The sequence below is a fragment of the Bradyrhizobium erythrophlei genome (assembly GCF_900129505.1).
Classification (GTDB): Bacteria; Pseudomonadota; Alphaproteobacteria; order Rhizobiales; family Xanthobacteraceae; genus Bradyrhizobium; species Bradyrhizobium erythrophlei_D.
Window position 1 is genome coordinate 6547926 of sequence record NZ_LT670818.1, and the last position, 25716, is coordinate 6573641.

The window sequence follows — 25716 nt, forward strand, 5'->3', positions numbered from 1 at the left end:
GCATGACCGCCGCCCTCGAACTCGTCAACCTGACCAGCGGCTATGGCAGCTCGACCGTCGTGCACGGAGTTTCGCTCGAGATCGCTTCTGGCGAGATCCTGGCTTTGGTCGGGAAGAACGGCATGGGCAAATCGTCGTTATTGAAGACGATCCTTTCGTTTCTGCCGGCGTGGGACGGCGCGGTCCGCATCGACGGACGCGACGTGACGCGGCTCGCGCCGTTTCGCAAGCGCGCCCTTGGCCTCGCCTATTCGCCGCAGGAACAGGCATTGTTCCAGGATCTGAGCGTCCGCGATAACCTCAGGCTCGGGCTTGGCGACGATCGCGGCTTCGAGGCAAGCCTCTCCGACATCAGTGGCTGGTTTCCCGTGCTCACCGCGCGGCTGTCCCAGCGCGCCGGAACTTTGTCGGGAGGCGAACAGAAAATGCTGATCGTGGCCCGCGGACTGATCGCCAAACCGCGTCTGCTGCTGCTCGACGAAGTGACGGAAGGGCTGCAGCCGTCGGTGGTGGATCGGCTCGCCGAAGTGCTGGCCGCGACGCGGCGCGATCGCGGCACGGCGATGCTGGTGGTCGAGCAGCATCTGTCCTTTGTGCTCGGGCTTGCGGACCGCTTTGCCGTGCTCAAGCGCGGCGAAGTGGTGGATACCGGGTCGGTCGATGCCGGTTCAGCCGCGCGGATCGATGAACATATGCGGTTATGAGCGGGAGGATAAAAAAATCGGATGCCTCGGGCGTACCCGAGGGAATCCGAAAGGCTGAAAGCGGTTGAATCCGGGAATGGAACATCCGCATGCGTCATAAAAGGCTGATTCAAAACCGGGGTCTTTGAGCTGGATCAATCGCCAACGCCGCGCATTGGCGGCGCGATCGGCGTCAGCATCCGGGCGGTCAGGCCTGCCGCAGCAACGTTTCGATCTTGAAGTGCTTCCTGGCATAGGCGACGATCTCGCGATCGCTGGGATGGTCGACTGCTTCCACCGCGACGATCCGCTCGCCGATCTTCGGGTGCTGCTCGCGCAGATATTTGGCAAGTTCAGTCTTGGCGCCGGCCGGGCCGATGATCAGGATTTCGCCGGCGTCGCTGACCGCGTTCATCACCTGCGCGAAGAACTCCTTGGCATGGCCGCTGCGAATTGAATTGGCCTTGTGGTGAATGTGTCGGGTGGCCAGATGGGGATGCAGGTCAATCTCGTCCTGGCCCGACAGTCCGATATGGAAAACCTTGGCCTGCGAATGGTCGATCCAGACAATCGCATGGAAGTGGGTCGGCATGGTCAGTGTCCTTCTTCAGCTGCGATCTAGCGGCGTCACGCCCGGTTCAACCGGACGCGTGAGCGTCAACGTTTTACCGGATAGGAGTACCGCGGGCGCGCATCGGCCGATTGATATGGGTCAATCCGACGCTCCGATGTCGGAGCGGCTTAAGTGGGCTCGGATCGGCGTAGGCGCAAGAAAGGCGCGGCCGCCCGGTCGCTAATCCTCGGCTTCCGGTTTGCCGCCGCGGCCGAGCGCAAATTGGCCGACCGGGCCCTCGACGTGGAAATCGATTCCGGTCATCTTTTCGAACAGATCGATATTATTGGTGCCGATCGCGCAGCCGCCGAGGCCCATGTCGGTCGCCATCAAATAGAACGTCTGCAGCAAGACGCCGACATCCTTCAGGATCAGCGAATAGGCCACGGAGCTGTACTTCCAGGATACCCGGCCAAAGCGCGCGGCGATCGTGATCAGGACCTGGGGCGCGGCAGGCGCGCCCATGGCAAATTCGGCTCCCGCCAGCAGCGCGTCGAGTTCCGGTGCGCGTACGGTGATCGGCACCAGCGCGTGCCGGTCGGCGTCGTAGTGGTAGAAGCCGCGCGCAAGCCCCGCACAATTGGCAACGGCGAGATAGAGCTCGAGTTCGTAGGCGCCGCCTCCGGCCGGATAGGGCCTCGCAGCGTATTCAACCATGGGACCGCCGTCGCCGAGGTCGGCCCTGCTTTTCCATTTCGAGTGGATTCGCGCCGTGGCGGCGAGAAAACGCGCAAGCTCGTCGAGCGTGATCGGCTGCGGGTCGTCGAAATCCCGTATCGAGTGACGCTCATGCAGAAGCCTGGCGAACGGCGAGACGGTCTCCGACGGCACGTCCGAAAGTTCGCGCAGATCGATTGTCTTTCCCGGCCAGCGCGGTCGCACCGCCGGTGGCGGCGGGATCAGGCCCGCGTAGGGATAAAGGCCGCCGAGCGGATTGGCCTGCCGGCCTTCCGTCGAGTGGGTGTGAAACAGCAGATCGTGAAAGTCCCAGAGCACGAGGTTGTCGTCGCCCTCGGCGGGCCGAAGGCCATCGGAGTGGGCGGCGTCGAGCTTGAAAAGGATCTGGCAGTCGACCAGGAGGCCGAGCAACTCCATACCGGGAAAACTGTCCTGCCGCCGCAACCGGCTGATCTTTTGCGGGGTGGCGAGGGTAGCAAGGATGCCAGCGATCTGGGGATCGCCAATCCTGAACAACGCGCCGGCGCGCGGCGATTCCAGCACCATCTCGTTGCCGCGTCGTCGCAGATACGCAAAGCGCGACAGCACGACGGTCTCGGTCGCGGCGAGTTTTGCAATTTTCGGCCAGTAATCGGGAAGCTGCGGCTCAATGACGACCTGATCCCTGTCGCCGCGCAAGTCCCCGAGGCGGTATTCGACCAGACCGCTCCGCGCCAGGCGGCGGACCAGGAGATCGATCTCCTTGTCGATCGCGCTGCCGCCAGGCTCAAACGAACCAAGCGGCAGACCGGCGCGCAGATCCTGCGCTCGCTTCGCCGCAGCAGCGCTGAATTTTCCGAAGCTGATGGAATGGTCATCGAAGCGGCCGAGGATGGTGCCGTCCGCCCGGGGCTCCAGCCGGATGTGGCCGCTGAGCCGGGCGAAAATGGCTGGCCGCGCGGTCCGCTGGCGTTTCTTCTTCGCGGGAGCGCGCAAGGCTTCAGCCTTCAGGTGTGCGGCAGGAACGACGTGAGTTCGTTTTCCGGCAGCGGTCGGTCCAACAGTCCGAGCTTGATCGGAACATCGTAAAGCCGTCCCGGCGCGAAGCGACGATAGAAATGCCGCAAGCCCGGCACGATGACCCTGACGACGTTGACGCCGACGTCGGGCCGCGTCTGGTTGAGAACGAGGAAATCGTGGCCGGCGCGCGCGGCGATCCCGACGCAGGCGTCGACCTGCTCGCGCGTGTTGTGGAGCGGCACGGGCTTGTTTGTCTCGAGCTGGATCGGCTTGCCGCCCGGAATCAGGAACGGATGTTCGCTCAGCCGCAACGGATTGATGCCGTCGAGGCTTGCTTTCTCGCCGGTTCCGCCGCCCATCAGGCCGATCGACAGGAACTGGTTCAGTTCCGTCAGCGCGCGCAGTAACGCAATGCGCTTGTCGAAATGCGCGCCGGAGCCGAACTCGATATTTTCCTGGCCGTTCTGCATCCAGTGCAGGATCGCCACATAGGTGGGAACGCCGAGGTCGCTGGTGATGTCGAGCACCCAGAGCTTTCGGCCGGTTTCGGCAAGCTGGGTCTGCAGATCGCGAACGTAGGAATCGTCGAACTGGCTGAGGTCCACTTCCGTCCGCTGTGATCGGTTGTACCACCAGATCGCATAGGAATCCCGCTCCACCAGCTCGAGAAAGCCCTGGACGATGGCTTCCTCCAGCGTGTTGCCGGCGGCGCAGCCGTTGGAATCCGCCTGGAAGGCGGCGGGGCCGCCATAGAAGAAATAGAGCAGGCTGGTCGGAAGATATTTGAAGCGCTGGTCGCGCAACGACCACACCGGCGACCATTCGATCCTGGCGGCGGGATCGAATGGCGGCGGGGCCAGTTGCGTCTCATGCGAATCCTCACTCGACGTTTGGTCGGCCACCGTCTGCGCGTCGCTGAAGAGGAGGACGTCGTTGGGAAGGATGGCATCGCCCGGCGGGAAATCCGTAAACCGCCGCGTCATCCTGATTTCGTCGCCCTGGAAAATCCCGGAATAGCGTTCGATCGCCTCCATCAGCGCGCTGGCTTCGCCCTGTTCGGCGGTAGAGCCTTTGCCGAAGCTGCCGCCGGTCAGTCCCGCCCTGAGCTGGTTGACGTTCTGGGCTGGGGCCGAAAAATTATGCGCGGCATAGAAGTTGGTGTTCATCGGCAGATCCGCTTCGATCCGCTCGAGCCGCGTGACCACGCCGGTGAGCGGACTCACATGCTTGCGGAAACGGGCGACCGTGGTGCGCGACGCCACCGTTCGGTATCCGCCGCTGGTCATCACCAGTTTGTCGCCGGCGCCAAGCGCGATCGGCTCCGGCGCCCGACGCGGATCGAGCAGTTTCTTGCGGCCGCAGGTCGGACATTGCGGCCGGGCCGCCACGTAATGCTTGGCGATGGTCGAGCCCAACAAGTCGAGGCTGACGATGTGATCGCCCAATTCGGTCCGGAAGTCGGTAGCGACAGCCTTTGCGATCTCGATCGCGGCAAGCTGGATCGCACTTTGCCCGACCGCGTTGCGCGCCAGCGGCGAAGCGGCGACTGCGCGAGCCGGTCCGCGGTCGAGGAATCCCTTGACCTCGCGGTTGCGGATCATGCGATCGAAGAGGCAGGTCCAGCAGGCGCTTTCGCCTGGAGTGAACACGGGTCCGACCAGCGGGAAGGCGCCGGAGGGCTGCACCAGCAGCCAGCGCGAACCTTCCGTCACACGTTGCTGGTTCAACTCCGCCAGCCGCCGTTCGAGATAATCGTTCACCAGCGTGACCGTCAGGTCGGGAGAGCGCGTGACGATGCGAACGCCGAGTTCGCTCAGGGCGGCGGTGAGTTCGCGCCCACCCTTCACGTCAATCGCCTGAACGCGCACCCGGCAATTGTCGAGATTTTGCTCGGCCATTCCAGGCGGCAGGCCAAGGCTCGCCCAAAAGCCGGCGACGGGGGTGGCGGAGGCGGGCGATGCCGGGACGATGTAGCGGCGCTCCATCAGCCGCTTGAAGCCTTCCTCGATCTTGTTGGACGGAAAGCTCCTCTCGAGTTCGCCCGTGAGCTCGCGGAAACTTTTTCCGCCCTTGGCGATCGCGGAGGCGATGGCGCAATAGAGTTCGCCGTGCAGAAAGAATTTCCGGTCCTCGGAGTACAGGCATACGACGTCGGGCGGCAGTACATAGACAGTGAAATTCGGCGCGAATTGCGGAACGTTCTTGCCGGCCTGACGCGCAGAGGTTGTCTTGCGATTGGCTGTCATGAGGTTAGCACGCGCACCCTGTCGATGACCGCGGTTCGCCGGCGCAAGGCGCATTGTTGGACCACTGCAATTCCCTCGTCCAGCTCACGCGCTGGCAAGTCTCGATGATATGGCAGACCCGTCCAGCCGTCACCTGCGGGCTTACGCAGCTGCGAAGCACTTGCGACAAACATCAATAGGCCGGGCCGATTGTATCGGACCCGGCCATGACGACCTCTGATTGTCAATGTAGTCGAAGCGTGATCCGCCTTAGCACCAGCGGCAAGCTCCCCAGGATGCGCAGCAGCCACCAACAGCGCAGCCTCCGCAGCCGACGCCGCATCGGCAACCCCGGCAGGCTCTGCAGCCCCCGCACCCGCGGCACCCGCGGCACCCGCCGCAGCCGCGCCAGGCTACTTGTACGCCGCTTTTGGCCGCCTCGTTGTTTTCCTTGTCGAACACGTAGAACGTCGCCAGGCTGACATCGGCGATTTCCTCTTCACCGAGCGTGATCGCCTGACCCGGTGCAAGGTTCGGGGTCCGCGGCTGATCCTGGTTTGGCGCGACCGCTGCGGATGCACCCCCCACTAGTGAAAAAGTCAATCCGGCGGCGCCCAACACCGGTACGGTTTTCGTCACACGCTTGCGTTTCGAAGCTTGCTTCACCCGTGGCATACTTGCATTCCTCCATACCTTGTCGCGATGTTCAGAGTCCCGCGCCGAAACTCTACGCTGCGTGGATGCGCCACGCAAGACTGGTTGCGCATGCCCACGTTGACGTGACGGTGAGCGCATCGAATTGTCATGTTGATGAACGATTTGTTCATGAATGTGGAACGTCGCTACAGAATCACAGGACGCATCGTCTGTTAAACAACTCAAATTGTATCGATGCCGCCAAGCCTGGTCGCTGGAAAATGGACGTGTCCGTGCTTGCAAATAAAAGCCAACCCGACTCAATGCTGCGCTGCGATTGTCTGTTGGCTTGAGTGGAGAAACCGACATGGTCCGTCGTCCCGGAGGATTTGCCTGGTACGAACTGATGACGACCGACGTGGCCGCCGCCCGGGCGTTCTACAGCAGCGTCGTGGGTTGGGACACGCGCGACGCGTCGACAACGGAACTGACCTACACCGTGTTCATCGCTGGAAATGATCCAGTCAGCGCGCTCATGGCCCTGCCGGAGGAGGCAACCCGAATGGGCGCGACGCCGAGGTGGATGGGGTATGTCGACGTCGACAATGCGGACGCGACCGCGGAGCGGATCAAACGTCTTGGCGGCGCCGTCCATGTTCCGCCGACCGACAGCAATATCGGCCGTATTTCAGTCGTGGCCGACCCTCAGACGGCGGTCCTGGGGCTGGTCGAGGGGCTGAAAACCGATTCATCGCAGGCCGGCGGGCTCGACCAGCCGGGCCACGTCGGCTGGCACGAATTGCTCGCCGCAGATTGGGCAAAGGCATTTGGATGCTACGCCGATCTGTTCGGCTGGCAGAAGGTGGACACCGAAAGTGGTCCGCTCGATGCCTATCAGCTGTTCTCGGCTGGCGGGCAGACTATCGGCGGCATCTTCACCAAGCGTCCGGTCGAGCCGATCCCATACTGGCTATTTTATTTTAACGTGGGCGACATCGACGCGGTCACGGAACGCGTAAGGCGCGGCGGCGGCCAGGTGTTCGAAGGACCGTTCGCCGTGCCGGAAGGCAGCTGGATCGTTCGGTGCATCGACCCTCAGGGCGCCGTCTTCGCGCTGCAGGGAAAACGCAGCCGGGACGCGATCGCAAAAGACGCGGCCCCGGAAGTGGGCTGGTCAGCCGAATGGAACGGGATTTCATCGCGAGGCAAATTGACCACCGAGCCGCGCAAGTAAGGGACGATGGTCCTTGCACCGGGAGCGCCGATGCGAAAGCAACACAGCTACGTTCTCGGCCTCAATACCTACGATCATGATGTGAGCGCCTGCCTGCTGCGCGACGGTGCCATCGCATTCGCGATCGCTTGACGTGTGGACCAACGGGAAATCCTGATGCCTTCCGGCCGGAACTAGCCGGCCTTGGCCGGCGCGACCTTGAGCGGTTTGTCCTGCCGCTTCGACCAGGAGATGTAGTAGGCGACGATGGTCATGATGGCGATGCCGGTAATGCTGACGAAAACCTGCGCGAACAGCGAGCCCGAACTCATCATCAGTTCGAAATGCCCGACAAAGGACAGGAACACACCGACGCAGAACACCGCCAGCGACTGCTGGCCGCAGACGATCACAGGATCGAACACCCGCCATTCCAGCCCGGGCCAGTCCTTGGGCACGAAGCGGATCACCATGATCACGATCACCGCGAAATGGATGAAGCGATAGGGCGCAAGGTTGGTCTTGTCGTTGGGGTTGAAGGCCGAATACAGCCAGTCCGGGAACATCGCTCCGAAATCCGGGAATTTGCCGGCCATGGTCATCACCAGCCCGAAGATGAGATAGGCGATGCAAAAATAGAGGGTGAGGGGCGCATTGATGAACGACGTCGCCTTGCGGGCGCCGCCGAGCGCGCACCACGAGCCGAACACGAACAGCACCTGCCAGCAGAACGGGTTGAAGTACCAGGTCCCGGCGGGATAGGCGGTGAGATTCCAGCCGAAATGCCGGGCGGCGAGCCACAGCAGGATGGAGGCCAGCATGGTCCAATTGGGCTGCCGCAGCATGATCCACAGGATCGGCGGGAACAGGCCCATCAGGACGATATAGAGCGGAAGCACGTCGAGGTTGACCGGCTTGAACCGGAGGATCAGGCCCTGGCGCAGCGTCTCGGTGGCATGGTCGACTAGGCCCGCGACATTGAACTCGTTGATGATCTCGGAATCGCCGAACCGCAGCGCCAGATAGCTGATCGAGGCGATGTAGATCACGAACAGGATGATATGGGCGACATAGAGCTGCCAGACCCGCTTGGTCAGGCGGGTGGCGCCGACGATGAAGCCGCGATCGAGCATCATCCGCGCGTAGACGAAGGAGGCGGTGTATCCGGAGATGAAGACGAACAGGTCGGCGGCGTCGCTGAAGCCGTAATTCCGCGTGGTGATCCAGTTCACCACATTGTCGGGGATGTGGTCGAGGAAAATCGCCCAGTTCGCGACCCCGCGAAACAGGTCGAGCCTGAGATCGCGGCCTTTTTCGGGGAGGGTTGCGTTGATTTTCATGGGCGCCGTTTCGAACTGATACTTTCGAGAGGATCGGGCGGCAGGACAGGGGTGTCAGCCGCGCATGCGGCAAAGATTGTCACACCCCAGCATAATGACTATACCCGTTGTGGAAAAGGCAACATCCAGGGGTGGGAATCACCGATCAAAATCCTCAAAGGTGTTTCTATACTATCCCGGCCGTTTCCACCACGCGCTTTCATGCCGCAAATCTCACGGGGCCCGATCATCCATGACCGCACGCATCTTTAAGCCCGCCAAAAACGCGATGCAATCGGGGACCGCCAAGACCAGGGAATGGCAGCTCGATTACGAGCCCGAGCAGCCCCGCGCGATCGAGCCCCTGATGGGCTGGACCTCCTCGGCCGACATGAAGCAGCAGCTCACCATCCGCTTCCATACCAAGGAGGAGGCGGTGGCCTATTGCGAACGCAAGGGTATTGCCTACCAGGTGATCGAGCCCAAGGAGCCGGCCCGCCGGCAGGCCGCCTATGCCGACAATTTTGCCTTCCGGCGCGCCGAACCCTGGACCCATTAGGCTGACGATCCCGAAAGCCCTCCCGATCCCCCGGGACCGAGAGTTATGGGTTGTCCAAGTTCTTTGTTGCCCAAGCCGGCGGCGCAATGACACCATGGCGCCTGCCCCGATGCGCAAATTGCGGCGCACCATAAACTGCAGAAGGCCATGCCGCTTCATTCCACGATCGACCCCACATCGTCCGATTTTGCCCGCAACGCGGAAGCCATGCGCGCGCTGGTCGCGGAACTCCGGCAAAAACTCGACCAAGTTGCCGGCGGCGGTGGCGAGGCCTCCCGCGTCAGGCATACGTCCCGCGGCAAGATGCTGGCGCGCCAGCGCGTCGATCTCCTGATCGATCCGGGAACGGCGTTTCTCGAGCTGTCGCCGCTGGCGGCCAACGACCTCTATGGCGGCGACGTCCACTCGGCCAGCGTCATCACCGGGGTGGGACGGATCTCGGGCCGCGAATGCGTGATCGTCGCCAACGATGCGACGATCAAGGGCGGCACCTACTATCCGATGACCGTGAAAAAGCATCTTCGCGCCCAGGACATCGCGCGGCAGAACAATCTGCCCTGCGTCTACATGGTGGATTCCGGCGGCGCCTTCCTGCCACAGCAGGACGAGATTTTCCCGGATGAACGGCATTTCGGCCGCATCTTCTACAATCAGGCGCAGATGTCGGGGCAAGGCATTCCGCAGATTGCCATTGTGATGGGTTCCTGCACCGCGGGCGGGGCCTATGTTCCAGCGATGTCGGACGAGAGCATCATCGTGCGCAACCAGGGCACGATTTTTCTCGGCGGACCGCCGCTGGTGAAGGCGGCGACCGGGGAAGTGGTGACGGCCGAGGAACTCGGCGGCGCCGACGTGCACTCCCGGCAATCCGGCGTCACCGACCACTACGCCCAGAACGACAGCCATGCGATCGGCATCGCGCGGCGCATCATCGCTACCCTGAAGCCGCCCACCCGCGTCGCCCTGAACATGCGCGCGCCGCGCGAGCCGCTGTTTGCGCCGGAGGAAATTTACGGCGTGGTCTCCGCCGACGGCCGCAAGCCGTTCGACGTCCATGACATCATTGCGCGCCTGGTCGACGGCTCCGAATTCGACGAATTCAAGAAGCTGTACGGCCAGACCCTGATCTGCGGTTTTGCGCATCTCTGGGGTTTTCCGGTCGGCATCATCGCCAATAACGGCATCCTGTTCAGCGAGAGCTCGCTGAAGGGCGCGCATTTCATCGAGCTGTGCTGCCAGCGCCAGATCCCGCTGGTGTTCCTGCAGAACATCACGGGCTTCATGGTCGGCAAGAAATACGAGGCCGGCGGCATCGCGCGCGACGGCGCCAAGCTGGTGACGGCGGTGGCGACCGCGAGCGTGCCCAAGTTCACTGTCGTGATCGGCGGCTCCTACGGCGCCGGCAATTACGGCATGTGCGGGCGCGCCTACAGCCCGCGTTTCCTCTGGATGTGGCCGAATGCCCGGATCTCCGTGATGGGCGGCGAACAGGCCTCGATGGTGCTGAGCCAGGTCCGCCGCGACAACATCGAGGCCAGAGGCGAGACCTGGTCGGCGGAAGAGGAAGAGAAGTTCCGCAGCCCCATTCGCGCCCAGTATGAGAGCCAGGGCAGCCCCTATTATGCCACCGCGCGGTTGTGGGACGACGGCGTGATCGATCCCGCCGATACGCGGCTGGTGCTTGGCCTCGGACTGTCGGCGGCGTCGAACGCGCCGATCGAGCCGACCAAATTCGGCCTGTTCAGGATGTGACGATGCAACGCGCAAAGCTTTATCGGCGGTTTCGTACCCTCCTGATCGCCAACCGCGGTGAGATCGCCTGCCGTGTCATTCGCAGCGCGCGTGCGATGGGCCTGCGCACGGTCGCGGTCTATTCCGAAGCCGACCGCGACGCCATGCACGTCGCCATGGCCGATGAGGCGGTGCTGCTCGGCCCTGCGCGGGCGCGCGACAGCTATCTCAATATCGAGCGCGTGATCGAGGCGGCGAAAAAGAGCGGCGCCGAAGCCGTGCATCCCGGCTACGGCTTTTTGTCGGAGAATGCCGAATTCGCGCAGGCCTGCCTCGATGCGGGGCTGGTCTTCGTCGGCCCGACCGCGGCCATGATGACGGCGATGGGATCGAAATCGGGTTCGAAATTCCTGATGGAGCAGGCCGGGGTGCCACTGGTGCCCGGCTATCACGGCGAGGCCCAGGACGAGGCGACACTTTCGGAAGCCGCCGACAAAATAGGGTTTCCCGTGCTGGTCAAGGCGTCAGCGGGCGGCGGCGGACGCGGCATGCGCATCGTGCGTTCGGACGCCGAACTTGCCGCCGCGATTACCAGCGCCAAGCGCGAGGCCAAGGCCGCCTTCGGCAACGATCGCATGCTGATCGAAAAATTCGTCCAGAATCCGCGCCACATCGAGGTGCAGGTGATCGGCGACAGCCACGGCAACCTGCTGTCGCTATTTGAGCGCGAATGCACCCTGCAGCGGCGGCATCAGAAGGTGATCGAGGAAGCGCCGTCGCCGACGCTTGACGCCACCCAGCGTGAAACGGTCTGCGCCGCCGCGCGCAAGGCGGCCGCCGCGGTCGACTATGTCGGCGCCGGCACCATCGAATTCGTTTCCGACGGCAAGGACGTGTTCTTCATCGAGATGAACACCCGCCTGCAGGTCGAGCATCCCGTGACCGAGCTGATCACGGGCATCGACCTCGTCGAATGGCAGTTGCGGGTCGCCTTCGGCGAAGCGCTGCCGCTCAAGCAGGATGAAATCAAACTAAACGGCCACGCCATCGAGGCGCGGGTCTATGCGGAAAATCCGCACAAGAATTTCATGCCTTCGGTAGGCCAGATCCGGACCTGGCGCATGCCGGAGGCCCTCGACGGCCTGCGCATCGATGCCGGCTACCGCGAGGGTGATGCGGTCTCGCCGCATTACGACGCGATGCTGGCCAAGGTGATCGCGTGGGCGCCAACTCGGAACGAAGCGATCGACCGGCTCAATCGCGGACTCGAGCAGGCCGACGTCCGCGGCATCGTCACCAACATTCCGTTCCTGTCGGCGCTGGTGACACACCGCGACGTGCGCGCCAACGCCATCGACACCGGCTTTATCGAACGCGAATTGACGAACCTGACGCCCGCACCTGCGGCGCCTCACGATCTCGAGCTCTGTGCCGCCGTGGCGGCTATCCTCGGAGAGGAAGCGAAGGCCGCGGGCGCGGAGGCTCTGTCACCGTGGCGAACGGCTGGCTGGATGCCGGTGGGCAGGCGGCAGCGGGGATTCACCTTCAGGGACAGGCAGGGCGCCGAACACCAGATAACCCTGACCTACGGCAATGGCCCCGCCACGCTCTCGATCGGCGAGCGCGAACTCGCCTTCGCATCTTCGGCTGGCACGGCCGGCGGTTTCGATCTCCGGGTCCACGGCATGAAATCCCATGTCGTCGCCGTGATCGAAGGCCATGAGCTTTATTTGCGGACCCGCAACGGCCGCTTCGATCTGCATTGGGTCGATCCGTTCGGCGGCGAGACCGAGGAACAGGTCGGCGAGGACAAGATCGTGGCGCCGCTGCCCGGTACCGTGGTGGCGCTGTTGGCGGAGGTCGGCGCCACCCTGGAGAAGGGCGCGCCAATTCTCACGCTGGAAGTGATGAAGATGGAGCAGACCCTGCGTGCGCCGTTCGCCGGCGTGCTGAAAGCGATAAAATGCAAGGTCGGTGACATCGTCGGCGAAGGCGTCGAACTCGCCGAGGTCGAGCCGGTAGCGGCGTGAGAACAGGCATGAGCGATTCCGTGCGCATCGTCGAGGTCGGCCCGCGCGACGGCCTGCAGAACGAAAAGACGCCGATCGGCGTCGCCGACCGCATTGCCTTCATCGAGCAGCTCATCGCCGCGGGACTCCACACCGTCGAGGTCGGTGCCTTCGTGTCGCCGAAGGCGATCCCGCAGATGGTGAATTCGGACCAGGTGCTGCGCGGTGTCGATCATCACCCCGACAGCGAATTCCACGTCCTCGTTCCCAACGAAAAGGGCTATGAGGCCGCGCGCGCCGCCGGCGCCAAAGTGATCGCGGTGTTCGCGTCGGCGTCCGAGGGATTTTCGCGCGCCAATATCAACTGCTCGGTTGCCGAATCCATCGAGCGGTTCAAGCCGGTCGTCGAGCGCGCCAGGGCCGACGGCGTCAACGTGCGCGGCTATATCTCCTGCGTGCTCGGCTGCCCCTTCGACGGCGAGGTGAAGCCGTCCGCTGTCGTGAATGTTGCGGACATGCTGTGGGAGCTCGGCTGCTACGAAATTTCGCTCGGCGACACCATCGGCGTCGGCACGCCGCTGAAAGCCAAGGCGCTGTTGCGCGCGGTGGCCGGCACCGTGCCGATCGCTGGTTTGGCGATGCATTTCCACGATACCTACGGCCAGGCGCTGGCCAATCTCTATGCCGGCATGGAGGAGGGCGTCCGCGTGATCGATTCCGCCGCCGGCGGTCTCGGCGGCTGCCCCTACGCGCCCGGCGCCACCGGCAATGTCGCGACCGAGGACGTCGTCTACATGCTCGAGGGCATGGGCATCGCGACCGGGGTCGACATGGCAAAACTGGTGGCGGCGACCAACGCGGTGAGCAAGTTAATCGGGCGCGCGCCGGTGAGCCGTGTGGCAACCGCGTTGAACGCGAAGAGGCGAGTGGCGAACTAAAGATCCGCCGTCATTGCGAGCGAAGCGAAGCAATCCATAAGGCCAAAAAGAAAACTGGATTGCTTCGTCGCTAACGCTCCTCGCAATGACGAGGATGAGCTGCCTGCTCAGCGTCCCCCGTCCGGCCCCATCACGAGGTCGGGCAGCGCCGTCGAAATCCCCGGCACGAAGCACAGCACCACGACCGCCAGCATCATCAACAGCACGAAGGGCAGCGTGCCCCAGATCACCTCGCTCAGCGGGATATCAGGCGCTACGTTGCGGATGACGAAAATGTTCAGGCCGACCGGCGGGTGAATGAGCCCCATCTCCATCACGATGGTCATGACGATGCCGAACCAGATGATGTCGAAATTGGCCGCGCGCAGCGGCGGCAGGATGATCGGGGCGGTCATCAGGATGATCGAGACCGGCGGCAGGAAGAAGCCGAGCACGACCACCATGACCAGGATTGCCGCCAGCAATTCCCAGCGCGGCAAATGCATCGCGACGATCCCCTCCGCCACCGATTGCGAGATGTGCAGATAGCTCATCACGTAGGAATACAAGAGCGACATGCCGATGATCATCATCAGCATGGTGGATTCGCGGATCGTCGATTGCAGGATCGGAGCCAGATCGGATGGCCGCCAGACGCTGTAGATCAGCGCGATCAGCGCCAGTGCGAGCAGCCCGCCAAGCCCCGCGGTTTCCGACGGCGTCGCAAAGCCGCCATAGAGCGCGATCATCACGCCGGTAAGCAGTAAGACGAACGGCAACACCCGCGGCAGCACGTTGAAGCGCTCGGCCATGGTGAACTCGTCGCGCTGCAGGATCGCCGATTGCGCTCCGGTCTTGGCGTAGAGCGCGCTGGCGGCGGCATATTCCTTGCGGAAGCGGATCACCGCGTAGACGCCGAACAGCGTGACCAGCAACAGCCCCGGCCCGATGCCGGCGAGGAACAGCCTGCCCAGCGATTTTTCCGCCGCCACGGCGAACAGGATCATGGTGATCGAGGGCGGCAAGAGAATCCCGAGCGTACCGCCGGCCGCGATGATGCCGGCGGCGAATCCGCCGGAATAGCCGCGCTTGCGCATTTCGGGGATGCCGGCCGAGCCGATCGCCGAACAGGTGGCGGGCGAAGATCCCGCCATCGCCGCGAACAGCGCGCAGGCAAACACATTGGCGACGCCGAGCCCGCCGGGCACCCGGTGCAGCCAGGCGTGCAGCGCCGAATACAAATCCTGGCCTGCGCGCGATTTGCCGATCGCGGCCCCCTTCAGGATGAAGAGTGGGATCGACAGCAGCGTGATCGAGGCCATTTCCTCGTAGACGTTTTGCGTGACGGTATCGAGCGATGCCGCCGGCATGTAGATGGCCATGAACACGACCGCGACCGCGCCCAGCGCGAACGCGATAGGCATCCCCGAAAACATCGCAACCAGCGTGGCCAGCCCGTAGCTGATGCCAATTCCAACCACGGTCATCGGCGCGCCGTACCCGTGAGGGGAGCGACGATCTGCACCAGGATCTGCACGCACAGCAGAGTCATGCCGGTCGCCATCAGGCCATAGGGGATCGCCAGCGGCGGCGACCACATCGAGTTCGACACCTGGCCGTCGACCCAGGCTTCATGCGCGAGGGTCCAGGATTTCCAGGTAAAGAAAGCGCAGAACAAAAAGCTCGCGACGTCGACCAGCCAGAGCCTGATGCGGTTGGCCATGGGCGACAACAGCCCGACAAAGGCCTCGATGCCGATATGGCCGCGCCGGCTCTGCACATAGCCCGCCGTCATGAAGGTCGCGCCGACCAGGAGAAACACCGCGGCCTCGTCCTGCCAGTAATTAGCGCTGTGGAACAGCGCGCGGCTCAGCACGCTGTAGCTGAGGATGGCGCAGGCCGCGATCAGCGCCAGCGCGGCGAGGGCGACGATGAGGATGTTGCAGACGTCGAGCCCGCGTTCAACCGCCGCCACGAGCGGGTTGCCCGTAACGGCCGTCGAGCGGTCATGCCGATCCCCCAGCGGACCGTGCATCACGCGACTTCGGAAGCGAGCTTCAGCAAGTTGGCCGCGGTCGCGGTCTTTGCACCGTAGTCCTTCCAGGCGGTGTCGCGGGCGATGTCGCGCCATTTGCCGACGGTGGCGAGATCAAGCGCGCTGACCTTGGCGCCGGCCTTTTCATAGACCTTGGCCACTTCGACATCGTCGTCCTGCGCGCCCTTCTTGCCGAAGGCCTCGAGCTCGGTGCCGACCGCGAGGATGATGTCCTGATGCTTCTTGGGCAGGCTGTCGAAAATCGTCTTCGACATCATCAGGGGCTCCAGCATGAACCAGTAGGACGCACCGGCGCCGGAGGTCAGGGCCTTGGAAACTTCCTCGAGCCGGAACGAGATCAGGCTGGTGGAGGAGGTGATGCCGGCGTCGCACGCGCCGGTCTGCATCGCGGCGTAGATTTCGTTGGAAGGTACCGACAGCACGGAGGCGCCCGCGGTCTGCAGCACCATGTCCATTTCGCGCGAGCCGCCGCGGACCTTCATGCCCTTGGCGTCTTCCGGTGCTACGATCGCCTTGGAGCGGCTGGCGACGCCGCCGGCCTGCCAGACCCAGGTCAGCAGGATGATGCCCTTGTCGGCCAGAAAGTCCGTCAGCGCCTTGCCGATCGGATTTTTCTTCCAGGCCAGGCCCTGATCGTAAGTCGCGACCAGGCCGGGCATCAGGCCGATATTGGTCTCCGGCAATTCGCCGCCGGCATAGGGCATCGGATAGAGGCTGATATCGAGCGCGCCTTTGCGCATCGCCGAGAACTGCGCGTTGGTCTTGATCAACGACGAGTTCGGATAGATCTCGGCGGTAATCTCTCCGCCGCTGCGCTTTGCCACCTCGGCGGCGAACACCCGGCACAGCCGGTCGCGGAAGTCGCCCTTGTCGACGGTGCCGCCGGGAAACTGGTGCGAGATCTTCAGCGTGGTGGCGGCATGCGCCGTGCCGGTGCCGAAGCGCAGGATCACGGGCGCGGCAAGCGTCGAGGCGAGGATGTGGCGGCGTGTAAGCATGGGAGTCCCCTTGGGCGATTGTGGCTAGGAATGGTTCGAGCGACCCGGCAGCATATTAGCCTGCCTTGGCCCGGAATTTCTCTAGTCTGATAGTTCGAAGCTGGGACGTAAGGAAACCTGCGCCCGTGCTGCGGCGCACATTTGCGGACAGATGCGACAGAAACAAGACGAAATAGTGCGTTTTAGCTGGCGCGCCTTCCATTAACCAAAGTCTCCAGCGGCCCCCGGCCGAAAATTTTTCAACGACCCGGTAACAAACGAGGTCGCGGGTCCGTCCTGAACCTTAGCGGCATCCGTCGCTCCAACCGTTTCAAAGGGAAGACCATCCAATGACCATCAGCACCCGTATCGCGCTTGGCGTCTCTGCCGCCGTTCTATCGCTCAGCCTGGCGTTCGCTCCGGCTGCCTTCGCCCAGGACAAGATGGGCAAGGATGACGGCATGAAGAAGGACACCATGTCGAAGGATTCGATGAAGAAGGACTCGATGTCCAAGGACTCGATGAAGAAAGATGACGGAATGCACAAGGACGGCATGAAGAAAGACGACGGAATGAAGAAGAACTAAGCAGTTCGCTTCGTTTTCGCGCGGGCTCGCCCCGATCGGGGCGGGCCTGCCGGCTTCGCTATCACGCCATCCGGCTTGGGCGCGCCGCTGTCCGAAACGGCTCGCTATCTCTTCTTCTTTTTCCGCGCGGCATAGCGGGCGTCGCGCGCGGCCTTGCGTTCGGCTTCGAGCGCCGCTTCGCGGGCTTCAGCCTCTTCCTTCTCGCGCGCGAGAAGGGCTGCCGCGGCAGCGGCGGCTTCCTCTTCGAGGCGCTTCTGTTCGGCCTTGGCAGCCTCGCGCGCCTCCTTGGCCTTGGCGCGCGCGATGGCCTGCGCCTCGCGCTCGGCCTGCCGCTGCTTGACCGCGGGATCGTCCGGGCCGGGTTGGCTTTTAAACTTGTTCAGGATGTCCTGCCTGGCCTGTTGTGCCGCCTTCTGCCGGTCCGCAAAGCTAGGTTCCTTGAATCCACTCATTGAGATGGCCTTGTCGCTTTCTTGTTCGTTGTGAGGTGACCGGCTCTCCGCCGAACCACATTCGGGCAGGCGGGGCTGCCCGCGCGACCGTGAGCGGTGTACATCCGCCCGCACCGGGATGCCATCGAAATAGGGGCAGAATGGCGGGCCGGCGGCAATTTTTTCGTGCGGATTCATGGCAAAAGGGAGCGGGCTTGGTTCGCAAACCAACATCTTGAAGCCGCGATCATGATATCAATGATCGGTACGGCTGCGATATCCCGATCCCACGCAATTGTTTCCGGACCTTTCTGGCGATGACCGATCCCGAACAAGGCGGCAACCGGCGCGGCGCCATCGCGGGCCTCGCAATCGCGGTGGTGCTGCTGGTGGTGGGAGTGTGGCTCGCCCACGAACTGACCGGGGCGAGCAAGATGCAGGATTGTCTGATGTCGGGACGCACCAACTGCAACGTCATTCCCGCGCAGTGAGCGGCGGGCGGCACCCGGCGCCATGGGGGTTTTTTGCCGTGCATTGCGGCGCCTGCTGCCGGCTGCGTGGCGCGCGGTTGCCCCACAGGTGACACAAATCGCCTCGATCTTACCGATTTTTAACGAGACAAATTGTCCGGGGCTGATCAGCAATAGCGCTGACGGCGTGAATCAACGCAAGTACTGAGCCGTGCACTTGGGTGTCACGGCACAACGAACAATGGGGTGTGCGAAATGAACGCATTCAGCCGGTCCAAGCTGATCCTTCCACTGGTTTCCGTATTCGCGCTGTCGGCGTTTTCGGCGCTAGCGGAAGAACCTCCGCAACAGCCTGCGGGCCGGGGGGCGGTTCAGGGGAGCAAACCTCCGGGGGGCGCGGCTCAAGCGTCCAAGCCGGTCCAGGGGCATCCGGCCGGCCGAGGGCCGCAGGATGGCCATCGCGGACCGCCGGATGCGCACATGGCCCGCGGCATGCCGGCACGCAATTTCGGCGGACATCCTTATCGCGGCCACCTCGCCTGGGAGGGCGGACGCTGGCATCACGAAGTCCATGATGGACGTGACGGCTGGTGGTGGGATGTCGGCGGCGTCTGGTATTATTACCCGCAGCCGATGGAAGGTCCGCCGACTTACGTCTCGGAGGATTATGCCGACGATATCGGCGGACCTTACGGCCCGCCGGTCGCCGACGGTTATGCTCCGCCACCTCCCGGCGCCTACGCCCCGCCGCCGCCACCCCCGCCTGATCCGGCCGCAAGCGCCGTCGGCGGCGCCATCGTGGGCGGGCTGCTCGGCGGCCTTCTGACGGGACACGCCAGCGGCGCCGCTGCCGGTGCGATTGCGGGCGGTGCAACCGGCGCGATCGTCGGCGCGCAGGCCGCGTCACGGCCCGGCTATTACCTGGCGCAAGGCAATTGCTATTATCGCTATCCGTCGGGACAGTACGTGCAGGCCGATCCGCGCGCCTGCTACTGAGACGTAATATTCCGGACGAAGCGTGCCGCTGCGCGCTTATCGTCAGGTCAAAACCCGTCGGTTCGCGCCGGCGGGTTTTTTGTTGCGAGCGTGTCACTTCGTGCCTTTAATGCCGAAGGGTAGGAAACTTCGGGCGAGAGGGAGCGATAATGAAAAGGATTGCGGTGGCTGTCGTCGTCGGTTTGGCATTGACTCTTGTGGCCTGTGGCAGGGATCCGGGACCCGCCGGCCCGAAGGGCGAGCCCGGCGCGCAGGGGCCAGCCGGACCTCAGGGCGCGCAGGGTGCGCAGGGTGTCCCCGGGGCGCAGGGACAGTCCGGCCCGCAAGGACCGCAGGGGCCGCAGGGCGCGCCCGGGGCCAAGGGTGACAAGGGCGACGCCGGACCGGCCGGTGCTTCCTCCGCCGTTCGATCGGTACAGGCCGACGGTGCGGTCAGTTGCGACGGCGACGAGACGCTGGTGTCGGTGTTCTGTCCCTCCGGAGGCCCGGCGGATGGCGCGAAGTGCGGCACAACGCCGACCATCGGGCTTTGCCTGAGAAAACCGTAAACGCCGCGCAGGGGGACTATCGACGATCCGTCGCAAGGCCACCGGCATTGCCGGCGCCTTGGCGAAGGTGCGTGCCGGTCGATCCGCAAATCCCGCCATTGCTGCGTCAAAGTACCATCGGCCGAAGCGCGTCGGTTCGCGTTTCGGCTGCGCACGGATTATCCGCTCCTGATTGATAGTCTGTTCCTGTTTTGGCGCATTATTCGATCCTCCGTCCGTTGCTATCTCCGCGACACGTAAAACGCGACGCCTGGGGCGTCGCGGCGAGCGTCCAATGAAACGATGGAGACGACCATGCGAAAGACTATCCTGACGATTCTGGCGGCGTCACTGATGACGGCATCGACGGCGCAGATTGCCGCGGCCGGGGGACATCACCACGTCCGCAAGGCTCCAACGGCGAGCCCGCAATTCCGCAACGCCAACAATGCCGTCGCCTGGCCGGCGCAGCCTGGCGGGGTTTCGGACTACAGCGAAGGCCATGTGATCTCGGCGCCAGCCGGTCACTGACCGGAGGCTCGATAAGCAAAAGAGGCTCCGGCATCGCCGGGGCCTTTTTCTATCGGCGCGTCGTTTTTTTCGCGGCGCTGCGAAAATTCCTTGGGTCCGCCATCTTTTCGAACGGGGTGCCTGCCAAAATACTATCTTGGGTTGTTCGGGTGTTGCGGGGAGTAGGGTGATGACCGATCTTCAGACCAAAGCGGAGAAATACGAGGCCAAGGCCAGCCAGTGCGAGGAGTGGGCTCGGCAGGCGCCTGACGGACCTCAGCGCAACTTCTTCGAGGGGCTTGCGCATTACTATAGCAAGCTGGCAACGGATTTTCGGCAAGTCATCGAAAAGCGGAAGGTCGCGTAGCCGCCAGCGGAACGAACCGTCTGGGGGAAGCCGTAGCCGCGCGATTTGAAACTACTTTTCAACTATCGTCCGCTATTCTGGCCCATGGGGACTAGGCCTTGCCATGAGGGAAAAGCAGCAGGGAAAAGCAGCGGTGAGGGCGCCTGACCGGCGCTCCGCCCTTCTGGATGTCTGGCTCGAGCTTCTTGAGAAGATTGAGGGTCCGAAGCGGAGGCGCGCCGCGGAATTCCGGCGCCGCCGGGTCAATCCCATGCGCCGCGCTCCGAATCGGAACTCCCAGCTCCGGGCTTTTGGAGCACTTCGCTAAACGGGCCTCTGGCAAGTCCGCCCCCGGTTTCGCATTAGAGCCAACGGTTGACTTCAAGGTCGATGGCGTACCGCTGAAAGGGCGCGCTCGGCCTGCGACCGGAGATCTACCATGCGACGCACATTTGGCGGCCTCACGCCGCTGAACTTGACGCAAGCGCAAATGGAACCATCCCCGTGGCGCTTGATTGTCTCGTCGAGAGTGAGGAGCCTGGCGATGGTTTACCGGCTAACCCGCAATCGATTATATCGGATCCTGGCCGGCGCGGCATCGGCGCTGGTTATTTGTGGCCTCGCAGTCTTCGCAGCCGCGCGTCATTTCGCCGTTTGATCGCGCTCCGCGATGGCTCCCGACGGGCCATTTATGGAATTCTCACCTTTCGAGCGTACTTCGACCCGATGAATGAGCATCGGATTGCGCCGCGGCGCCGTGTTCTGAAGGCCGGGTCGATTGCGTTCGGCGGCGGCGCGATCGACTGCACCGTTCGCAACCTTTCCGAGACCGGGGCGGCGCTTGAAGTCGTAACTCCGCTCTTTATCCCGGACCGCTTTATCCTGGTCGTGCCGAGCGACCAGCTGAAACGCCCCTGCCACGTCGCCTGGCGCAAGGACAGGCGTATCGGCGTCGCATTCGATCCGCAGGCGTAAAGCCGTCTTGGCGATCCCAGCAGGATTTGAACCTGCAACCCACTGAACAGAGGGAGGTTCGGCGGGTGGAAATCGGAGCAGGTAAGGTTGTGGGTTTCGCTGGAAGGCCCGACCAACTGCCAGAGGAATGTTCGGCGAATGAATGCGACGACGTGTGTACTAGGCGATTGCGTCAGCGCCGGCGTTTGTGAGCACCGGTATATCGTTGCGGATTTCGACAAGTCCCATGTCGGTCAAGTCTCGCAGGTCAGGCTGATTCACGGGAGATAACCTCAGCCGATTGGCTTTGATATCCCGTAGCACCCAGCGGAGCATGATGGCGCGCTCGCGATCAGCCGGAGCCGTATCGATGTCCGGTTCAACGAGCGCCTTCAGGAGAGGCGACATCGGGAGGGCAGGCGACATCCGGGCCGCCTGAATGGCTGCAGGAACCGCAGCGTGGGTATAGGTCTGCAGATCGGCAGCGATAGTACCCGCTTTTGGCGCCTCAGGGATGTCGGATGGCGGGGGTGCTATCGGGTTGTTAACGGCTACCTGAACACTGCGAATGCTGACCGCCCGAATGCCTTCAGAACCCGACTTTCCGCGATCGCCCTCAAGAACCTCCAGCAGATTGCCGAGCAAAGGCGATACCTCGCTTTCGCCACGCATGGGACGCTCGGGGCTCAGTTGCCTCGCCTCCTGCAGCGTCCAACTCACCAGATCCAAATCGCTCATAGTATGGATGCTCCACGCAACAAATCTGACCGGAAAGCCCGATAGTGCCACAAATCGTTCCGATGCACATCGTCAGACACTTATGTAGAACTTTGGCCTGTCAGGGAACTTCGTATCGCCGACGGCCCTCACAAGCTGTGATTGCGGCGGCGGGGGGCGGGTTTTCGCCACGAATCAATCGCTACCTCATGGCGCCCGCGTCGCGTATGGGTCGAGTAGCCGGGCACCGTCCTTTCACCTACCCCAAAAGGTGCGAACGCTCGGCTACTTCGTTGATTGCTTCCTGGGCGGGGAAACGCACCGGGGGAGCCTCGTCGCTGGCAGCGCGGGACTATTCATCGCGCCATTGACCTTTTCTCACGTCCCATTGATGACCGGCCGCGTGATGCTTCCGCATTTTTGCCAGGAGCGCCTTGTTTGCCCGACGTTGCTGCCATTCCTGAAGGTAAGGGTAGACAATAACTGCAATATACAGGCCGATTAGAAATCCCCACATGCGGCCCTCCGGTTGGAAGAACCTTGAAGTGGTCCGACGCAAGGTCTACCGGGAAAGTGCGCCGGGCCGACTTTCCACTATAGGAGGTTTCTGAGGTCGCTGCGATGCCCGGCTTGAAAAAAAGCAACCGCCGTGCCGAAAAAGCCGCAAATTCTTTGCTCTGTAGGTGGATTTTAACCTCCGAGGCTTTCGGAGGAACAGGAAACATCGACGGGTCGTTTGCTCCCGATTGAATTTGGCGGAGAGGAAATTGGGTTCGAAACGAGTTCCAGCCGCGAAAACGCGCGGCCGTTTAGTCTCGCACAAAGTGCTCCGCCGAAAGATGTCGGAGGTAATTTCACTACGCGAACGAGTGAAACAGGCCGAACTCCTCGTCGGCGTCCCGATTAGACCTCAGCGATCGCGCGCGAGCTTGCGGCGTCCCCAACGTTGATCCTCCGCCGTTCCTCGGAGCTAGAGGAAGCCGGGGTTCAAATCGAGGCCGTAAGCGGCCAGAAGAAACGATGCCGCAAGGCCGGCGCCGCAAAACAAGCGGATCGCCTTGAGGGAATCGAAGTCAAATCGAGCTTCGGAAAAATCACACGAGAGAATTCTTGCGACCGCATTCATCTGCAATCTCCCAAATAGAACGGCCCACTTTGTAGCCCAGGAAAAATAGCTTCGCCGGTGAAGCCAACCCAATAAACTACGTATTGGCGGGCCGCATGTTTGATTGCGTCGGGTCCAACCGAACAGCACTGGAAGGTCTTACGATTCGAAGCTTCGCCCGGCGACTCTCAGGGGATTCAGGTGGTGGCGTTTCAAAGGCCACTCCGGCAACGTAATCGTCGCGCCAGATAGCTCTGCAAACGTATGAAGTTCGGAAGTGATCCAGGCTAAATTCGAACTCGTCCGGCAATTGCTCGGCTTCAAAGGGAAGTTCGATACAAACACCAGCGTCGGTGAAATTATGAACAGTGCAATGGTGAATAGTCGAGCCGTCGACCAGGATCCTTGCCGGGTGGTAAGTCTTGGTGCGCTTTGATCGCCGATCTTCCATTTGACCTTCCCTAATTTTAAGGGGGCGGCTCTCAGAATCCAGTTTAATGGTCTCGAAAAACCGCAGTTGCCGGTTGTGTTCTAGCGAGACGTTGCTGGAATTTTGCTTACAGGGCAGGAGCCGTTTGGTCGTATCGTTTCGAATTGACGAACGCGGCTGCTAAAATTTTATTTCTGGGGATATCCATTTCGCCCCGCAGCCTTCAAATCGGTTGCCTGGCGATCGTGTGATGCATGGGAAGGCTTTGGATCAACCCGCTTGATACGCCACGTGGAGATACTCGAACACGGTTTCCGCTCCAGCCCGATTATGGTTAATTGGACAAGTATATTGTCTTTTAAAACCGGAGATAATTTGCAAGTTTTCAATTTGCGGCCTTTACCGAGACCGATTCCTCGGCGGAGGCAACCGTTTGTATCCGTGGCTGGAACGGAGCGAGCTGATGCGGGTCGCGCTGATCGTTGTATCGATGTTGGTGGTGACTACGCCGTCACAAGCTTCGAAGTCCTGTATGAGCAAGGCCGAAGCGCGTCAGAATTTGGGCTCGGTGCATATCTATTGGCACGGCAAGGATCATTGCTGGGACGCGACTGGGACGCGGAGATTGGTCCATAATGTTCGACCAAGACGTCAGATCCAGGAAGTTCGGCGAACCGTTGATCAGCCGAAGTGGCAGGAATCGATGTCTCAAATGTTGGCAGATGACGAACCCGCGCAGACGAATCCGCAGACGCTGTGGATAAATCGCTGGGTGGAAATTGACCCACCACGGCCGACGGCGGACGCGCGGCAGGTCGATATTGCTGCGGTCGTCCTGCCCTCTATCGAGAGCACGCCCGCGCCGATGGTCTCGCCACACGTCATATTATTGGTCTTCATCACCATCGTTATTGCGCTGACACTTGCGACGATTGAGTTCATGTTCCGCAGAGCAGTTTATTAGTCAGCTTTATAATCGAGGGCAGCAGCGGGGTCACGTATCGCGATTATCGAGCCCGCCCGCACGGCGTCTGCCGCGGATGTGGCGTCTTTACTTCACGGAAATTCTCGGATCAGCCGACAATGTCGAATTCTAACAGAGATACCGAGGCGTCCCAACCAATAAGGTTACCCAACGGATTTCCGGATCTTCCGCGAGCTTCGGCGGTTCAGAAAGGCGCAGATGGCCCGCCGGCGGCCGACGGGGCGACAATTGATGCAAATTATTTACGGCTAGCCGAAAAATCAGTCGCGCAATTGATCCTGCAATCGTGCGACTGGCGACGTTCTTCCGCCATCCATAAGGTAAAGCTTATTAAAATAATTACTGTCGCAACAAGCTTAGCCAAAACGCTTTCGTTCACCCATCCAGCCCCCACTAGTCACTGATCAGCCACTGGGGAACAATAGCAGCACATTTGGCCGGGGACGGGAATTGCTTTTTATGGAGTCGCGAACCAAGCTAACGCTGGACTAGTCGCCCGGAAGGCCCGCCTGCTGGCGGCACCGCAGGCGAGATTGAGATTGCTCCTCCGGGATTCATCGACCACACGCCAGCTTCCGGCATCCCTGGTCGGAATCGATTGGTCGAGATCAAACACCCGGTTCAACGGCCGCATGACGCGATGCGCACAAGCGTGGCCTGTTCAACCCGGCGCATCAACGAAATCGCATCGAATAGCGCCAGACCCCATTCAGTCTGCCCTTTGCTGCGCCCGTTACGATCATCGAAGGCACTTTGCTTGCGTCGTCCGCATCAGTCGCCAAATCGCTGAATGAGGGGACATCAGCGTCACGCGCGCGCTGCGCGACCTCTTCCTCGACCATGCGTACTGCTTCTTCCAACGCCAGTTGCTCGCGCCTGACTTCGGCTTCGGTGAACGGTGGGCTCACGGCGCGCAATTGGTCTAACAGCGCGGCGCGCGCTCGCTCATAAAGAGCCAGCCTGGTTTCGTCGGGCGCGTCGATTGCGAGGCCCGCGACGGCTTTACTGATTACCGGGTAATAGTCGGACATTTTCCAACGTCA

26 protein-coding genes are annotated in these 25716 nt (G+C 62.3%); 14 read left to right on the forward strand and 12 right to left on the reverse strand.

The features are described from left to right. Nucleotides 1–2: 2 nt before the first annotated feature. Nucleotides 3–704, forward strand: coding sequence for an ABC transporter ATP-binding protein (locus tag B5525_RS30450; protein WP_079569310.1), 702 nt, complete (start codon nucleotides 3–5; stop codon nucleotides 702–704). A 187-nt stretch (nucleotides 705–891) separates the two neighbouring features. On the opposite strand, the gene B5525_RS30455 is transcribed toward B5525_RS30450, so the two are convergent. From B5525_RS30455 to B5525_RS30465, 3 genes are all read right to left on the reverse strand, one after another. After that, nucleotides 892–1275: a translational machinery protein gene (locus B5525_RS30455; protein ID WP_079569311.1), complete on the reverse strand. Its 384-nt coding sequence runs from the start codon at nucleotides 1273–1275 to the stop codon at nucleotides 892–894. Between the two features lie 201 nt (nucleotides 1276–1476). After that, nucleotides 1477–2949, reverse strand: coding sequence for a SagB/ThcOx family dehydrogenase (locus B5525_RS30460; protein WP_079569312.1), 1473 nt, complete (start codon nucleotides 2947–2949; stop codon nucleotides 1477–1479). Between the two features lie 11 nt (nucleotides 2950–2960). Beyond that, a complete protein-coding gene (locus B5525_RS30465) occupies nucleotides 2961–5219 on the reverse strand; it encodes a TOMM precursor leader peptide-binding protein (RefSeq protein ID WP_079573993.1) in 2259 nt (752 codons plus the stop codon). Nucleotides 5220–6252: 1033 nt separating this feature from the next. Here B5525_RS30465 and B5525_RS30470 point away from each other — a divergent pair. Then, complete coding sequence (locus B5525_RS30470; protein ID WP_244567641.1) at nucleotides 6253–7068, forward strand: VOC family protein; 816 nt, start codon at nucleotides 6253–6255, stop codon at nucleotides 7066–7068. Between the two features lie 173 nt (nucleotides 7069–7241). Here B5525_RS30470 and B5525_RS30475 read toward each other — a convergent pair whose 3' ends face one another. Continuing rightward, entirely contained in the window at nucleotides 7242–8387 is a 1146-nt protein-coding gene (locus tag B5525_RS30475; RefSeq protein ID WP_079569314.1) for an OpgC domain-containing protein, read from the reverse strand. A gap of 232 nt (nucleotides 8388–8619) precedes the next feature. Here B5525_RS30475 and B5525_RS30480 point away from each other — a divergent pair, with 232 nt between their 5' ends. The 4 genes from B5525_RS30480 (at nucleotide 8620) to B5525_RS30495 (ending at nucleotide 13603) form a co-directional block, all read left to right on the forward strand. Further along, entirely contained in the window at nucleotides 8620–8925 is a 306-nt protein-coding gene (locus tag B5525_RS30480; protein WP_079569315.1) for an ETC complex I subunit, read from the forward strand. A 147-nt stretch (nucleotides 8926–9072) separates the two neighbouring features. Next, nucleotides 9073–10677, forward strand: a complete 1605-nt coding sequence (locus B5525_RS30485; RefSeq protein ID WP_079569316.1) for a carboxyl transferase domain-containing protein — start codon at nucleotides 9073–9075, stop codon at nucleotides 10675–10677. A gap of 2 nt (nucleotides 10678–10679) precedes the next feature. Beyond that, a complete protein-coding gene (locus tag B5525_RS30490; RefSeq protein ID WP_079569317.1) occupies nucleotides 10680–12686 on the forward strand; it encodes an acetyl/propionyl/methylcrotonyl-CoA carboxylase subunit alpha in 2007 nt (668 codons plus the stop codon). Between the two features lie 8 nt (nucleotides 12687–12694). Beyond that, entirely contained in the window at nucleotides 12695–13603 is a 909-nt protein-coding gene (locus tag B5525_RS30495) for a hydroxymethylglutaryl-CoA lyase (RefSeq protein ID WP_079569318.1), read from the forward strand. 107 nt (nucleotides 13604–13710) lie between these two features. Here B5525_RS30495 and B5525_RS30500 read toward each other — a convergent pair whose 3' ends face one another. Genes B5525_RS30500 through dctP form a run of 3 tightly spaced genes read right to left on the reverse strand, consistent with a single transcriptional unit; the run spans nucleotide 13711 to nucleotide 16636 of the window. After that, a complete protein-coding gene (locus B5525_RS30500) occupies nucleotides 13711–15069 on the reverse strand; it encodes a TRAP transporter large permease (protein ID WP_079569319.1) in 1359 nt (452 codons plus the stop codon). Next, complete coding sequence (locus B5525_RS30505) at nucleotides 15066–15620, reverse strand: TRAP transporter small permease (RefSeq protein ID WP_154073539.1); 555 nt, start codon at nucleotides 15618–15620, stop codon at nucleotides 15066–15068. Before B5525_RS30505 ends, B5525_RS30500 begins: the two co-directional genes overlap by 4 nt. After that, nucleotides 15617–16636: a TRAP transporter substrate-binding protein DctP gene (dctP, locus tag B5525_RS30510; RefSeq protein ID WP_079569321.1), complete on the reverse strand. Its 1020-nt coding sequence runs from the start codon at nucleotides 16634–16636 to the stop codon at nucleotides 15617–15619. Before dctP ends, B5525_RS30505 begins: the two co-directional genes overlap by 4 nt. Before the next feature lie 329 nt (nucleotides 16637–16965). On the opposite strand from dctP, the gene B5525_RS30515 reads away from it, so the two are divergent. Next, nucleotides 16966–17202: a pentapeptide MXKDX repeat protein gene (locus B5525_RS30515; RefSeq protein WP_079569322.1), complete on the forward strand. Its 237-nt coding sequence runs from the start codon at nucleotides 16966–16968 to the stop codon at nucleotides 17200–17202. 104 nt (nucleotides 17203–17306) lie between these two features. Here B5525_RS30515 and B5525_RS30520 read toward each other — a convergent pair whose 3' ends face one another. Further along, entirely contained in the window at nucleotides 17307–17654 is a 348-nt protein-coding gene (locus B5525_RS30520) for a DUF6481 family protein (RefSeq protein ID WP_079573995.1), read from the reverse strand. Nucleotides 17655–17950: 296 nt separating this feature from the next. Here B5525_RS30520 and B5525_RS45555 point away from each other — a divergent pair, with 296 nt between their 5' ends. The 6 genes from B5525_RS45555 (at nucleotide 17951) to B5525_RS30545 (ending at nucleotide 21457) form a co-directional block, all read left to right on the forward strand. Then, nucleotides 17951–18124 carry a hypothetical protein gene (locus tag B5525_RS45555; protein WP_172900002.1) on the forward strand — a complete coding sequence of 58 codons (174 nt, stop codon included), beginning with the start codon at nucleotides 17951–17953 and terminating at the stop codon, nucleotides 18122–18124. Nucleotides 18125–18358: 234 nt separating this feature from the next. Beyond that, nucleotides 18359–19099 carry a hypothetical protein gene (locus B5525_RS30525; RefSeq protein ID WP_079569323.1) on the forward strand — a complete coding sequence of 247 codons (741 nt, stop codon included), beginning with the start codon at nucleotides 18359–18361 and terminating at the stop codon, nucleotides 19097–19099. A 149-nt stretch (nucleotides 19100–19248) separates the two neighbouring features. Beyond that, nucleotides 19249–19647, forward strand: coding sequence for a hypothetical protein (locus B5525_RS47330; RefSeq protein ID WP_079569324.1), 399 nt, complete (start codon nucleotides 19249–19251; stop codon nucleotides 19645–19647). 294 nt (nucleotides 19648–19941) lie between these two features. Beyond that, nucleotides 19942–20157, forward strand: a complete 216-nt coding sequence (locus tag B5525_RS30535) for a hypothetical protein (protein WP_079573997.1) — start codon at nucleotides 19942–19944, stop codon at nucleotides 20155–20157. A gap of 169 nt (nucleotides 20158–20326) precedes the next feature. Further along, complete coding sequence (locus tag B5525_RS44650) at nucleotides 20327–20503, forward strand: hypothetical protein (protein WP_154073540.1); 177 nt, start codon at nucleotides 20327–20329, stop codon at nucleotides 20501–20503. 705 nt (nucleotides 20504–21208) lie between these two features. Next, complete coding sequence (locus B5525_RS30545) at nucleotides 21209–21457, forward strand: PilZ domain-containing protein (protein ID WP_079569326.1); 249 nt, start codon at nucleotides 21209–21211, stop codon at nucleotides 21455–21457. 159 nt (nucleotides 21458–21616) lie between these two features. On the opposite strand, the gene B5525_RS46685 is transcribed toward B5525_RS30545, so the two are convergent. The 3 genes from B5525_RS46685 to B5525_RS44655 all read right to left on the reverse strand — a co-directional run bounded on the left by B5525_RS46685 (nucleotide 21617) and on the right by B5525_RS44655 (nucleotide 23709). Then, a complete protein-coding gene (locus B5525_RS46685) occupies nucleotides 21617–22174 on the reverse strand; it encodes a hypothetical protein (RefSeq protein ID WP_244568138.1) in 558 nt (185 codons plus the stop codon). A 949-nt stretch (nucleotides 22175–23123) separates the two neighbouring features. Then, nucleotides 23124–23279 carry a hypothetical protein gene (locus B5525_RS45560; protein ID WP_172900003.1) on the reverse strand — a complete coding sequence of 52 codons (156 nt, stop codon included), beginning with the start codon at nucleotides 23277–23279 and terminating at the stop codon, nucleotides 23124–23126. 76 nt (nucleotides 23280–23355) lie between these two features. Then, nucleotides 23356–23709, reverse strand: coding sequence for a PilZ domain-containing protein (locus B5525_RS44655; RefSeq protein WP_154073541.1), 354 nt, complete (start codon nucleotides 23707–23709; stop codon nucleotides 23356–23358). Nucleotides 23710–24151: 442 nt separating this feature from the next. Between B5525_RS44655 and B5525_RS30555 the strand changes: the two genes are divergently transcribed. Then, nucleotides 24152–24652 (forward strand): hypothetical protein, encoded by a 501-nt coding sequence (locus B5525_RS30555; RefSeq protein WP_154073542.1) that lies wholly within the window; start codon nucleotides 24152–24154, stop codon nucleotides 24650–24652. A 695-nt stretch (nucleotides 24653–25347) separates the two neighbouring features. Here B5525_RS30555 and B5525_RS47980 read toward each other — a convergent pair. Further along, nucleotides 25348–25704, reverse strand: a complete 357-nt coding sequence (locus B5525_RS47980) for a hypothetical protein (RefSeq protein WP_079569328.1) — start codon at nucleotides 25702–25704, stop codon at nucleotides 25348–25350. Between the last annotated feature and the right edge of the window lie 12 nt (nucleotides 25705–25716).